The organism is Pseudomonas sp. GM48, assembly GCF_000282335.1.
In the GTDB taxonomy this organism is placed as follows: domain Bacteria; phylum Pseudomonadota; class Gammaproteobacteria; order Pseudomonadales; family Pseudomonadaceae; genus Aquipseudomonas.
Genome location: NZ_AKJM01000047.1, coordinates 22605 through 35425 on the forward strand (window position 1 = coordinate 22605; position 12821 = coordinate 35425).

Sequence of the window (12821 nt, forward strand, 5' to 3'; positions counted from 1 at the left end):
AGCTTTCACCTCAAATCCCGCAAAGCCGCCGCAATAGCCCGGTATCCAAATGCTTCTCCACCAGATCCGCCAGCCGCTCGATATCACGCTCGCGCAAGGCGTGGTAATCCACGGCCTGCACATCCTGCAAACCGGCCCAGCGCAGCAACGCGCTGCACGCCGCCGGCGATTCGAACAGGCCGTGCAGGTAGGTGCCGAAAATCTGCCCGTCAGCACTTTGCGCACCATCACAGCGGCCGTCATCCAGTTGCACGGCGGCGTTTTCCAGCGCTGGCCCGGAGGTCACGCCAGCATGAATTTCATAGCCTGATACCGGCGCATCTTCCAGCGCCAGGCGGCCACGCACATTGCGCAGCTGCTTTTCTTGTTCGAGCTGGGTCTGGAACGCCAGCAGACCCAGGCCGGCGCTGGAACCCGGTGTACCTTCGAGGCCCAGGGGGTCATGCACTTGCTCGCCGAGCATCTGCAGGCCGCCACAAATCCCCAGCAGTTTTCCGCCATAACGCAGATGCCGGGCGATGGCGGTTTCCCAACCGTTGGCCCGCAGGTGCGCGAGGTCGCTGCGCACACTTTTCGAGCCAGGAAGAATGATCAGGTCGGCGGGGGGAATCGCCTGGCCGGGGCCGATGAATTGCAGGTCTACCTGCGGATGCAGGCGCAGCGGATCGAAATCGGTGTGATTGCTGATGCGCGGCAGCACCGGCACCAGCACTTTCAGCACCTGTTCGGCTTTATCGGTCTGGCGTTGATCGATACCGTCCTCGGCCTCCAGGTGCAGGTCCATCACGTACGGCAGCACGCCGATCACCGGTTTGCCGGTGCGCGCTTCAAGCCAGTCGAGACCGGGTTGCAGCAACGCGATGTCGCCACGAAAACGATTGATGACAAACCCTTTGACCCGCGCCTGCTCGCTCGGCGAGAGCAGTTCGAGGGTGCCCACCAGGTGGGCGAAAACCCCGCCGCGATTGATATCGGCGATCAACACCACCGGGCAATCCACTGCTTCGGCAAAGCCCATGTTGGCAATATCGCCGGCCCGCAAGTTGATTTCCGCCGGAGAGCCCGCGCCCTCGACCATCACCAGCGGATACGCCGTGCTCAAGCGCTCGTGGGAGGCCAGCACCGCCTGCATGGCGATGGTTTTGTAGTCGTGATAGGCGACGGCGTTCATGGTCGTGACGGCGCGGCCATGGATGATCACCTGGGCACCGGTGTCACTGTTGGGCTTGAGCAACACCGGGTTCATGTCGGTGTGCGGTTCGAGGTGCGCGGCTTGGGCCTGTACCGCCTGGGCGCGGCCAATCTCGCCACCGTCGGCGGTCACCGCACTGTTGAGAGCCATGTTCTGTGGCTTGAATGGCACCACCCTGACACCCTGACGCGTGACCCAACGGCACAGCGCGGTCACCAGCGTACTTTTACCGGCATCCGATGTGGTGCCCTGCACCATCAGCGTGGTCATTGGTTTTCCTTGGCGAAATCTTCGAACGCCTGCGTCAGTCGCACCCAGGCGCTTTCATCACCGGGCAAGCCGAATCGCAGGCTGCTGTTGTGCGTGAACAACCGCAGGAGAATGCCGCGCCGGGCCATGAATTCATGCAGTTCTTCGGCGCGCTCGGTGATCAGCCACTGGAACAGCGCGCAACCGCCTTCGGGCTTGAAGCCGTGTTGTTCCAGCAACGACGCCAGGCGCTCGCTGGCCGCTTCGGTGCGCACCCGTTGCCGCGCCTGCGCTTCGGTATCGCGCAGACAGGCCTGGCCCACTACCCGGGTTGCCCCGCTGACGGCCCACGGCCCCACTTGCTCAGCCAGCAGCTTGAGCAACTTGCGCTCGGCCAGCACAAACCCCAGGCGCACACCGGCCAGGCCGAAAAACTTGCCGAACGAGCGCAATACGATCAATCCGACTTGATGGGCAAACGGCGCCAGGCTCAGTTGCGGCGTGTTATCCATGAACGCTTCGTCCACCACCAGCCAGCCACCGCGCTGGGCCAGCCGCGTGTGCCAGTCGAGCAGGCGACTGGGGGTCAGGCTCAGGCCCGTGGGGTTGTTCGGATTGACCACCACCAGCACGTCGAGACTGTCGATAAAGAAGTCGACTTCATGCTCCAGTACTTCGCGCACGATGTAGCCGTCGCGACGCCACGCTTCGGCGTGCTCGGCATAACACGGCGACAGCACGCCGACCTTGCCCGCCCGACGCAATCGCGGCAACAGTTGAATCGCCATTTGCGAGCCAGCCACCGGCAATGCCTGCAAGGTGCCGTAGTAATCGCAGGCGGCCTGCTCCAGACCATCGTCCGCCTCCGGCAAACGGGCCCAGGCCCGTAGCGGAATCTCCGGCACCGGGAACGGCCAGGGCGCAAGGCCCGTCGACAGGTCCAGCCACTCGGCTTCATCTATGCCGTATTCGAGCGCGGCCTTGCGCAGTCGCCCACCGTGCTCAAGCATAAAATTCGGCCCCCAGGCAGAGAATCAGCAGCCATAACCATACCCCGCGCTGGACCAACTGCCAGCCCCGGTCAACGGCGTCGGCATCCGCCGGCGCACCTTCACCCAACTGCGGACGCTGATGCAGTTCGCCGTGATAAATCGCCGCCCCACCCAATTCGACGCCAAGGGCACCCGCCCCTGCCGCCATCACCGGGCCGGCGTTCGGGCTGTCCCAGGTCGGCCCCTGGGTGCGCCAGCATTTCAACGCCAGACGGGTTTTGCCCAGCAGCGCGTAAGTCAGCGCCACCAGACGCGCAGGAATGTAATTGAGGACGTCGTCGATCTTTGCCGCCGCCCAGCCGAACCGTTCGAATCGCTCGTTGCGATAGCCCCACATCGCATCCAGCGTATTGCTCAGGCGGTAGAGCACCACGCCCGGCGCGCCGGCCACGGCAAACCAGAACAACGCCGCGAACACCGCATCGCTGCCGTTTTCCAGTACCGACTCGGTGGCGGCACGGGCGACTTCGGTTTTATCCAGATCACTGGTTTTACGACTGACCAGATAACTCACGCGTTTGCGTGCTTCATCAAGATCATCGCCGCGCAAGGCCGTGGCTACAGGTGTGACATGCTCACCGAGGCTACGCATGCCGAGGGCGCAATAGAGCGCGAGAATCTCGACGATCCAGCCGACATAAGGTGCCCAGGAAAATGCCGTGACCAACAGCGTCAGCGGCAACACGGCAATCACCCACGCCGTGACGCCATGGCTGCGCCAGCCTCGACCGCCGCCGTTGAAACGTTGCTCGATGCGGTCGGCAAAACGGCCGAACGCCACCAGCGGATGCCAGCGCTTGGGCTCGCCCAGCAGCGCATCCAGCGCAACCGCGGCGACACTCAACAACGCCATACTCATTGACTCACTCCCCAAAAGTTTTCGTACAGCAATTCCTGTAGCGGACGCGCCTGCGCCCAGCCTTCAAGTACCAGCATCGGTGCAGGATAGAATTCCCTCACCGGCCCCAGGCACAGCACTGCCAGCGGTTTGGCCCCTGGTGGCAACTTCAACAGATCGGCCAGGGCTTGCGGCTCGAACAGCGACACCCAGCCCATGCCCAGCCCTTCCACGCGGGACGCCAGCCACAGGTTCTGGATCGCACAGGACAGCGAAGCCATGTCCATTTCCGGCAATGTGCGGCGCCCGAAGACATGCCGCTCGCGGTCGTCCATCAATGCGGCGACCAGTACCTCGGCGCAATCGCTGATACCTTCAACCTTGAGCTTCATGAACTCATCGCTGCGCTCACCGAGGGCTTCGGCGGTGCGAATGCGCTCCTCTTCCACCAGGGCCTGGATTTGCCCACGCAAGGCGCGATCGCTGATGCGGATGAAGCGCCAAGGCTGCATCAGGCCCACGCTCGGCGCCTGATGCGCGGCCTCGAGCAGACGTCGCAGCAATTCGGGCTCTACCGTACCGCCGCTGAAGTGGCGCATGTCACGGCGTTCGGCGATGGCGCGGTAGACCGCTGCGCGCTCGACTTCGGAGAATGCGTTGTCGGTCATGGCCTCTTCGCGGGCAAGCCCGCTCCCACATTTAAAAGTGAGCTGTTTGAAGAAACGCGATCCCCTGTGGGAGCGGGCTTGCTCGCGAAAGCGACCTCAAGGCTCGGCGCAAACAATGCGGCAATCGCCGTGGGATTGGACGGAAAATAAAAGTGCACGTAAGAGGCGGTCATCCGCCCGTCACGGTAAACCGCCTCCGCTCCGCGCCCGCCGTTAGGGCTCGAGCCACGGGTAATCGGCGCCAGTTCAGTAGTGGTCAGCGAATGGTGATAGGTGTGCCCGCGCAGCGAACCTTCCGGCAGTTCCACCGCTTGCAACGCCAGCGCTGCCAGACGCTTTTGCATGACCGCATCACCGGCCAGCAAGCCAACCAGTTCGGTACGAGTGCCCTCGACATCGGTCAGGGAGTCGAGCAGATACAGCATGCCGCCACACTCGGCGAGCAATGGTTTGCCGGAGGCGTGGTGCGCGCGGATTGCCTCGAGCATCGCGGTGTTTTGTGCCAGTGCGACATGGTGCAGTTCCGGGTAACCACCCGGCAGATACAGGCTGTCCGCCTCCGGCAACGCACTGTCGCGGATCGGCGAAAAGAACGACAGCTCGGCACCCATCGCCCGCAGCAAATCCAGGCTCGCGCCGTAGGTGAACGCAAAGGCTTCGTCACGGGCGACAGCAATGCGCACACTGGCCAGCAGCGGTTCGACGACGATGGCATCGGGGGCGGAAAACTCGACTGCCGGTGGCAACGCGACTTCGCAACTGTTGGCCAGGGCATCGGCTGCCGCATCGAGGCGCAGGTCGAGATCGTTCAACTCACTGGCTTGCACCAGCCCCAGGTGTCGGCTCGGCAATTCGATCCCGGTTTCCCGGGACAGCGCGCCGTACCAGCGCAATCCTTCAGTCAGGCTGCCTTCGAGCAGTTGCGCGTGGCGCAACGTGCCGACACGATTGGCCAGCACCCCGGCGAACGGCAAGTCCGGCTGATAACGCGCCAGCCCCAGGGCCAGTGCGCCAAAAGTCTGGGCCATGGCGGTGCCATCGATCACACCCAGCACCGGCACACCGAAATGCCGCGCCAGATCGGCGCTCGACGGCGTGCCGTCGAACAGCCCCATGACGCCTTCGATCAGGATCAGGTCAGCTTCAGCGGCGGCTTCCCACAGCAACCGGCGACTCTCCTGCTCGCCGACCATCCACATGTCCAGTTGATACACCGGCGCACCGCTGGCACGTTCGAGGATCATCGGATCGAGAAAGTCCGGACCGCACTTGAATACGCGAACCTTACGCCCCTGATTGCGATGCAATCGGGCCAGCGCCGCGGTGACGGTGGTCTTGCCCTGGCCGGAGGCCGGCGCGGCAATCAGTACCGCCGGGCAATGACGAGGTGTGTTCACAGCTCGACGCCTTTCTGCGCTTTGATCCCGGCCTGGAAGGCGTGTTTGATCATGCCCATTTCGGTGACGGTGTCGGCCATCTCGATCATTTCCGGTTTGGCGGCACGGCCGGTGACCACCACGTGTTGCATCGGCGGTCGGGCCTGCAGGTCGCTGAGCACCTGATCGAGATCGAGGTAGCCGTGCTTGAGGGCGATGTTCAGCTCATCCAGCACCACCAGACCGATGGACGGATCGCGCAGCAGTTCCCGGGACACCGCCCAGGCGGCTTCGGCGGCGGCGATGTCGCGCTGACGATCCTGGGTTTCCCAGGTAAAACCTTCGCCCATCACGTGAAAGCGCACCTGCTCGGGAAAGCGTCGAAAGAACAACTCTTCGCCCGTACTGTTGCGGCCCTTGATGAACTGCACTACGCCGCATTGCATACCGTGCCCCATGGCGCGGGCGAGCATGCCGAAGGCCGAACTGCTCTTGCCTTTACCATTGCCGGTCAGCACCAGCAACAAGCCGCACTCGTTCGGCGAATTGGCGATGCGCTCGTCGATCACGGCTTTTTTGCGCTGCATGCGCGCCAGGTGGCGTTCGTCACGATCGGGGGTATCAGTCATGGGGGAGCTCTCCGTTGAGGCTGGAATAACGGCGGGCAGGCACAACAATAGAAGGCAAAAAGCCTGGCATCGCCCACCGTGATGCCGCTGGATGAATCAGGCCGGTCTCCGGGCTCATGAGTGGCCGCGGGGCCAGACTGTGCGCCTTCCCGCATCAAATCGACACAGTGGCACCAGACACAGTTTTCACTCATTTACCGTTGCGGGGGCAGCGCCGGAATTGCGGGCCTTCGACTAGAAGAAGAACTCACTCACCGGCTTCCCTGTTTCACTCTGTCGACCCAAGCCACAGAGCACCTGAAACAAGCCGCGAAGGTTAGAGGGTTGGGGGTGGAGCGTCAATTAAAGCCGGGAGGCCACCTGCCGAATAACTGCTGTCAATCAATAAACTGACGCCAATCTTGTGCCACGCTCTCAGCAGTGATATCAAAGAGCCACAACCCCACAACACAATAACAAGGGTGAGCCCATGCAAGGCATGATCATCAGCAATCCAAAGCTGGAATTCCTGCGCCCGGTGCTCGAGCGCTGGTTCGAATGCATCGACCGCTATAACGCCGTCCGCGGTGATGGCGACACACCGTACTGGCACGACGAAAAAGCCAATCTCGGATTGCTGTCTGCCGCAGCCTGGATGGCCGAGATGGTCACGCTGCAACAGACGCCAACCCGTAAACAGACCGAAGAAGGCGAACGCAACAGCCGCGCCGACCTGTTCCTCGCCTCGCCCGAAACCCGCGCCTACATCCAGACCAGCCAGCGCTGGCCACGGGTCAACAGTCTCAATCTGACCCAGGCCCTGCTCGATATCGCCAGCGACGCAAAGCGAGTGAGCCATGCCAGTGACCTGAAGCTCGGCTGCCTGTTCGTCGCCCCGCAAAAAGCCCAGCAAGGCGCCACGCCGGAAGAACTCCAGGACATGGTCGACGACCTGCAAAAGGAACACACCTGCGCTGTGGCCTGGTATTTCCCTTACGCCTATCGCAAGTTGCGCAACGAAGCCGGCAACTATCACCCCGGCATTGCGGTGCTGTTCAAGGAAGCTCGCGGCTAAGGGTTGAACCATCGGATGGCTATGCTTCTCTATGATTAGAACAAGGCATTCATAGGGAACATCAGCATGCGCACGCCCCCGCTCGTTCTCGTAATCGCGCTCTGCGGAGGGCTCGCCGCTTGTGGCGAGACCTCCAGGCTGCAAGTCTCCGACGGCACCGGCCCGTCACCTCAACTACCAGAACCCAACAAGACCCTGGTTCCGACCGTGAACATTGCACCTGCCATTGGCTGGCCGGAGGGTGCAAAGCCCATCGCCGCCAATGGCACCCAAGTGGCCGCTTTTGCCGAACACCTGGATCACCCGCGCTGGCTTTATGTGCTGCCCAATGGCGATGTGCTGGTGGCGGAAACCGCCGCACCACCCAAACCCGAAGACGGTAATGGCATTCGCGGTTGGGTCATGAAGAAAGTCATGGGGCGTGCCGGCTCTGCCGTGCCCAGCCCGAACCGCATCACGTTGCTACGGGACAAGGATCACGACGGCATCGCGGAAACCCGAACCGTGTTTTTGGAAAACCTCAATTCGCCGTTTGGCATGACACTGGTCGGCAAAAATCTGTACGTTGCCAATACTGATCGCTTGTTGCGATTCCACTATGAAACCGGCGACACGGCGATCAAGTCGCAACCCGTCAAAGTGGTCGATTTGCCCGGCGGCCCGCTGAACCACCACTGGACCAAAAACGTCATCGCCAGCAAGGACGGCAGCAAGCTCTACGTCACCGTGGGCTCCAACAGCAACGTCGCCGAATACGGCATGGACAAGGAAGAAGGTCGCGCAGCGATCTGGGAAGTGGATCGTGCCACCGGCCGGCACCGCATCTTCGCCTCCGGCCTGCGCAACCCCAACGGCATGGCGTGGGAACCGCACAGTGGCGCGCTGTGGACCGCGGTCAACGAACGGGATGAAATCGGCAGCGACCTGGTGCCGGACTACATCACCTCGGTGAAGGACGGCGGGTTCTATGGCTGGCCGTTCAGTTACTACGGGCAGCATGTCGACATTCGCGTCGAGCCGCAAAACCCGGACTTGGTGGCCAAGGCCATTGCCCCGGACTACGCGCTCGGCCCGCACACGGCATCCCTGGGCCTGACCTTCGCCGAAAACAGCAAGCTGCCGGCACCCTTCACCCAGGGGGCATTCATCGGTCAGCACGGCTCGTGGAACCGCAAACCCCACAGTGGCTACAAAGTGATTTTCGTGCCGTTCAGCACCGGCAAACCTGCGGGAAAACCGGTTGACGTGCTCACCGGCTTCCTCAACGACAAGGAACAAGCGATGGGTCGCCCGGTAGGCGTGGTGATCGACCAGCAAGGCGACCTGCTGGTGGCCGATGATGTGGGGAACAAGGTGTGGCGGGTTTCTGCGGCTAAATAAACTCCCAACTGCCAACCTCTACCCAATGTGGGAGCGGGCTTGCTCGCGAAGGCGTCATAACATTCAACATCAATGTTGACTGTCAATCAGCTTTCGCGAGCAAGCCCGCTCACACAGGGTTCAGCGTTTGCGACAGAGAGTGAGCCCATCACCCAACGGCAACAACGACAAATCCACCCGCGCATCGTCTTTCAAGGCTCGGTTAAGCGCCTGGATCGCTCGGGTATCCGCGCTCTCGGGATTGGCCTCAAGCACCCGCCCGCTCCACAGGGTGTTATCGAACACCGCCAGCCCTCCGACCCGCAGCAAGCGCAGGGCGTGTTCCAGATAACCCGGGTAGTTGGCCTTGTCGGCGTCGATGAACACCAGGTCGAACGACTCGCCCTGCCCTTGTCGCTCAAGCTCGGCCAGGGTTTCCAGTGCCGGAGCCAGGCGCAGGTCAATCCGCCCGGCGAGCCCTGCTTCTTGCCAGTACCGTCGCGCGATGGCGTTGTAGTCGCCGGGGATATCACAGCAAATCAGCGAACCGTCAGCGGGTAATGCCGCCGCCATGCACAGCGCGCTGTAACCGGTAAAGGTGCCGACTTCAAGCAAGCGCCTGGCCCCTGTCAGCTTCACCAGCAAAGCCAGAAACTGTCCCTGCTCGGGCGCCACCTGCCAACGCGCCATCGGCAGCGCCTGGGTCTCATCGCGCAAGCGCTTGAGCAGTGGCGTTTCGCGCAGGGAAACATCGAGCAGGTATTGGTACAGGGCGTCGTCGAGATTGAGCGTGCGAGCAGTCATGACAACCAGCTCCGGAAGTTATGGATTGCGCGCCAAATGTTCAGGCTGCAGAACACGTTTTGCGCTCAGATAAGCCTTTTGCCAATACGCTTTGGACAGGCTATCGAGCTTCACAGTGCCGCCGGTGGCTGGTGCGTGGACGAAACGTCCTTCTCCCACGTAGATACCGGCATGACTGACCTGGGAACCACCATTGGTGGCGAAGAAAATCAGGTCACCGGTTTGCAGGCCTTCCTTGCCCACGCTCGCCGCTTGCATGGAAATCATCTCGCGAGTGGTGCGCGGCAAGGAAATACCGGCGACATCGCGATACACGTAAGCGATCAAACCACTGCAATCAAATCCGGAATCCGGCGTGTTGCCACCCCAGCGATAAGGCGTACCCACCAGACCGAGCGCACGAAACAGCACGTCTTCCGCCTCGGGCGAAAAAGCTTGTGAAGAGCCAAATACGATGGGAGCGCGAACCACCGGCGCAGGAGGCGGTGTGCGGCTGGCGCAGGCACTGAGCAGCGCGGCGAAGAACATGATTGCGAGGCGGGCCGACGTCGTCATAAGCAGAGCATCCTGATCTGGCTGCGGCTTTTTTCCTGCCGGGAGTGCAGAAAAGAAAACCGCCTGCGCGTGACGCAGGCGGTTTGCCATCATTAATACATCAGGATTCTAGCGGCTATGCTGCAAACTTCAAGTAAGACTTTAAGTTCGCCTTATAAAGTGTCCGCTTATTTACGTGCGGTAACGATTGGCGAGGCGTTGGGTGCCATCGCCAGGGCGCGCTTGGCTTCGATGAAGGTCTTGCTCCAGTAGCTGTCGCCCAGGCTATCGATTCGCACACCACCGCTACGGCGGCTGCTGGAGTGGATGAACTGGTTGTCACCCAGGTAGATCCCGGCGTGACTGACACGGCCGCGACGACCATTGGTTGCGAAGAACAGCAGGTCGCCCGGTTCCAGCTTGCTGCGCGAGACCAGCGGAGCGTCCACGTTGATCATTTCGCGGGTGGAGCGTGGCAGGTTCATGCCCGCTTCTTCGCGGAACAGGTAGCCGATGAAACCGCTGCAATCGAAGCCGGCTTCAGAAGTACCGCCGAAACGGTAACGGGTACCGATCAGGGACATGCCACGTTCGAGGATGCTGTCGGCCAGGACCGGAAGCTGGTAGGACTTGCCACCGGCGAAGTCTGCGAGCTCTTTTTCGGTAGCCATTTCTTCCTGGTAAAAAGCGGAAGATTGGGCAGTAACGGAGTTTTGAACCTGCTGTTGCTGCTCTTGCTGAGACACCGGAGTGTGGGCAGCGCAACCGAACAACAGGGTAACGAGTGCGAGAGGCACGAGGGGTGCGAAGCGATTTAGCATGGGCACGACCGTGGCTGAAGGTTGTAAAGAAGCCGAGACTATGCCCGCTATCAACCTCATTTGCAAATTCAATCGATGCTTTTGTGACTTTCCGGTTTCTCGTTTACATCTAAGCGCTTAAGCCCATTTTAAACATACACGCAGCCTGCAACCGTGCAGGAAAGCGGGTTTTCTGGCGTCTGAAATATGCCAAAACCCGTCAGAGCCCCAGTTCAAGCGGGTTCTACCAGCCCAGGGTTTCTTTCAAAAACGGGATTGTCAGCTTGCGCTGAGCCTGAAGGGAGGCCTGATCGAGACGCTCAAGCAGCTCGAACAGCGCACTCATGCTGCGGGTACCGCGAGTCAAAATAAAATGCCCGACTTCGTCGGTCAGGTGTAAACCACGACGGGAAGCGCGCAATTGCAGGGCACGCAATTTGTCCTCATCGGAAAGCGGACGCATCTGGAAGATCAAGGCCAGGGTCAGGCGCGATTTGAGGTCCGCCAGCTTCACCGGCAACTCGCGGGGGGATGTCGACGCGGCAATCAGCAACCGTCGGCCGCTGTCACGCAAGCGATTGAACAAATGGAACAGCGCCTCTTCCCAATCCGCTCGCCCGGCAACCACTTGCAAATCATCCAGGCAGACCAGTTCGTACTGTTCGAGGTTGTCGAGAATTTCGATACCGCGATCGAGCAACTCGGCCAACGGCAGGTACACCGCCGGCTCACCCAACTGTTCAAAACGCAAGCAAGCGGCCTGCAACAGATGCGTGCGCCCTACCCCGTCCTTGCCCCAGAGGTAAATCAGGCTCTCGGTCCACCCGGCGTCGGCTTCGCACAGCCGCTCGACATAGCCGAGTGCAGCGGCATTGGCGCCTGGGTAGTAGTTGATAAAGGTGGCGTCGTCACGCAGACGCACACCTAAGGGCAGCTGAATCGGTTTCATGCTGACTGAACAGTTCCAAAGGAACCGTTAGTGGCCTCTGTGTAAAGTTTGCGAAGTTTATACCCGTGAAGCGGACCGCACAATGCGACAGACCACAAGCAAAATCAAAGGTTTGCGTTAACACACTGGTTTTGTGACAGTTTCTTTGGCGCTACATGTGACAGTCGCGTGAAACAAGCAGGCTGATCTGGCACGAACCCGGGCAGCCCGCCATCGCCAATCGACGCCCCTTATAGCTCCGGCTCGTCGACACCTCCGTAAATTTCAGAATCCTTATACAAATCATGCACATGGCGCACAAGCACCATGATCACCGCCGCGACCGGCAACGCCAGTAGCACGCCAGTAAAGCCAAACAGCTCACCACCCGCCAGAATCGAGAAAATCACCGCCACCGGGTGCAGGCCAATCCGGTCACCGACCAGCAACGGCGTCAGCACCATACCCTCCAGTGCCTGACCGACCATGAACACCGCGACAATGCCGAGCATCGGGTAAAGATCGCCACCGAACTGGAACAACCCCGCAATCAGCGCCGCGCCAATACCGATGATAAACCCCATATACGGCACGATCGCCGCCAGACCGGCAATCAGGCCAATCAACAAGCCCAGCTCCAACCCGACCAACATCAAGCCTGCCGCGTAGATCACCCCCAAGGCCACCATCACCAGCAACTGTCCACGAACGAACGCGCCGAGCACTTCATGGCATTCACCTGCCAGCAATACCGCGCGCTCTTCACGTTCGCGGGGCAGCAGGCTGCGGATCCTGGCCATCATCAAATCCCAATCCCGCAACAGGTAGAAACTCACCACCGGAATCAACACCAGATTCGCCAACCAGCCAATCAACGCCAGCCCCGAAGCAGTGGCATGACTCAGCACCACACCGACAACATCGGTGGTCTGACTCACATGCTCGCTGATGGCGGCCTTGAGCTTGTCGAACTTCCAGAAACCTTCCGACAAGCCGAACTTCGATTGTGCCCAAGGCAACGCCGTGTGCTGTAGCCAGTCGAGCATCTGCGGGGCCAGCTCATACAGACGAAACAACTGCCTGGCGAGCAGCGGCACCAATACCACCAGCAGCGCGGTGAAGATCAAAGTAAATAGCGTAAACACCGCCACTACACCCCAGGTTCGAGACAAACCCACCTTCTCCAGTCGATCCACCAGCGGGTCGAACAGATAGGCCAACAACAGCGCCACCAGGAACGGCGTCAGGATCGGATGCAACAACCAGACAAACGCACAAAGCAGGGCCAAACCGCCGAGCCAGAACCAACGCCGCGTATCGGCCATGAACCACTCCATT

Annotated in this window: 13 protein-coding genes and 1 riboswitch; of the genes, 2 read left to right on the forward strand and 11 right to left on the reverse strand. The window is 61.0% G+C overall.

Going from position 1 to position 12821, the window contains the following annotated elements; translation table 11 throughout:
• Positions 1-10 precede the first annotated feature (10 nt).
• The 6 genes from PMI28_RS20480 to cobO are packed head-to-tail and all read right to left on the reverse strand — an operon-like array spanning position 11 to position 6004.
• Positions 11-1462: a cobyric acid synthase gene (locus tag PMI28_RS20480; RefSeq protein ID WP_007984520.1), complete on the reverse strand. Its 1452-nt coding sequence runs from the start codon at positions 1460-1462 to the stop codon at positions 11-13.
• Positions 1459-2451 (reverse strand): threonine-phosphate decarboxylase CobD, encoded by a 993-nt coding sequence (cobD, locus tag PMI28_RS20475; protein WP_007984523.1) that lies wholly within the window; start codon positions 2449-2451, stop codon positions 1459-1461. Before cobD ends, PMI28_RS20480 begins: the two co-directional genes overlap by 4 nt.
• Positions 2444-3352 carry an adenosylcobinamide-phosphate synthase CbiB gene (cbiB, locus tag PMI28_RS20470; protein WP_007984532.1) on the reverse strand — a complete coding sequence of 303 codons (909 nt, stop codon included), beginning with the start codon at positions 3350-3352 and terminating at the stop codon, positions 2444-2446. Before cbiB ends, cobD begins: the two co-directional genes overlap by 8 nt.
• The gene (bluB, locus tag PMI28_RS20465; RefSeq protein WP_007984535.1) at positions 3349-3999 is read right to left on the reverse strand and encodes a 5,6-dimethylbenzimidazole synthase; all 651 of its coding nucleotides are present in this window, start codon (positions 3997-3999) and stop codon (positions 3349-3351) included. The genes cbiB and bluB overlap by 4 nt, the downstream gene beginning before the upstream one ends.
• Positions 3996-5396 (reverse strand): cobyrinate a,c-diamide synthase, encoded by a 1401-nt coding sequence (locus PMI28_RS20460; RefSeq protein WP_007984539.1) that lies wholly within the window; start codon positions 5394-5396, stop codon positions 3996-3998. Before PMI28_RS20460 ends, bluB begins: the two co-directional genes overlap by 4 nt.
• On the reverse strand, positions 5393-6004 hold the full coding sequence (cobO, locus tag PMI28_RS20455) for a cob(I)yrinic acid a,c-diamide adenosyltransferase (RefSeq protein WP_007984541.1): 612 nt from the start codon (positions 6002-6004) through the stop codon (positions 5393-5395). Before cobO ends, PMI28_RS20460 begins: the two co-directional genes overlap by 4 nt.
• Before the next feature lie 82 nt (positions 6005-6086).
• A riboswitch (cobalamin riboswitch) is annotated at positions 6087-6320 on the reverse strand.
• 153 nt (positions 6321-6473) lie between these two features.
• Here cobO and PMI28_RS20450 point away from each other — a divergent pair.
• Together PMI28_RS20450 and PMI28_RS20445 are read left to right on the forward strand one after the other, a co-directional pair.
• A complete protein-coding gene (locus tag PMI28_RS20450) occupies positions 6474-7058 on the forward strand; it encodes a hypothetical protein (RefSeq protein ID WP_007984543.1) in 585 nt (194 codons plus the stop codon).
• Positions 7059-7124: 66 nt separating this feature from the next.
• Positions 7125-8438, forward strand: coding sequence for a PQQ-dependent sugar dehydrogenase (locus PMI28_RS20445; protein WP_007984545.1), 1314 nt, complete (start codon positions 7125-7127; stop codon positions 8436-8438).
• Positions 8439-8558: 120 nt separating this feature from the next.
• Here PMI28_RS20445 and PMI28_RS20440 read toward each other — a convergent pair whose 3' ends face one another.
• The 5 genes from PMI28_RS20440 to PMI28_RS20420 all read right to left on the reverse strand — a co-directional run bounded on the left by PMI28_RS20440 (position 8559) and on the right by PMI28_RS20420 (position 12808).
• The gene (locus PMI28_RS20440; protein WP_007984547.1) at positions 8559-9221 is read right to left on the reverse strand and encodes a class I SAM-dependent methyltransferase; all 663 of its coding nucleotides are present in this window, start codon (positions 9219-9221) and stop codon (positions 8559-8561) included.
• Positions 9222-9239: 18 nt separating this feature from the next.
• A complete protein-coding gene (locus tag PMI28_RS20435; RefSeq protein WP_007984549.1) occupies positions 9240-9776 on the reverse strand; it encodes a C40 family peptidase in 537 nt (178 codons plus the stop codon).
• 167 nt (positions 9777-9943) lie between these two features.
• Positions 9944-10576 (reverse strand): C40 family peptidase, encoded by a 633-nt coding sequence (locus PMI28_RS20430; protein WP_007984551.1) that lies wholly within the window; start codon positions 10574-10576, stop codon positions 9944-9946.
• A 223-nt stretch (positions 10577-10799) separates the two neighbouring features.
• Positions 10800-11504, reverse strand: a complete 705-nt coding sequence (gene hda, locus PMI28_RS20425) for a DnaA regulatory inactivator Hda (protein ID WP_007984552.1) — start codon at positions 11502-11504, stop codon at positions 10800-10802.
• A 230-nt stretch (positions 11505-11734) separates the two neighbouring features.
• On the reverse strand, positions 11735-12808 hold the full coding sequence (locus tag PMI28_RS20420) for an AI-2E family transporter (protein WP_007984554.1): 1074 nt from the start codon (positions 12806-12808) through the stop codon (positions 11735-11737).
• Positions 12809-12821 lie beyond the last annotated feature (13 nt).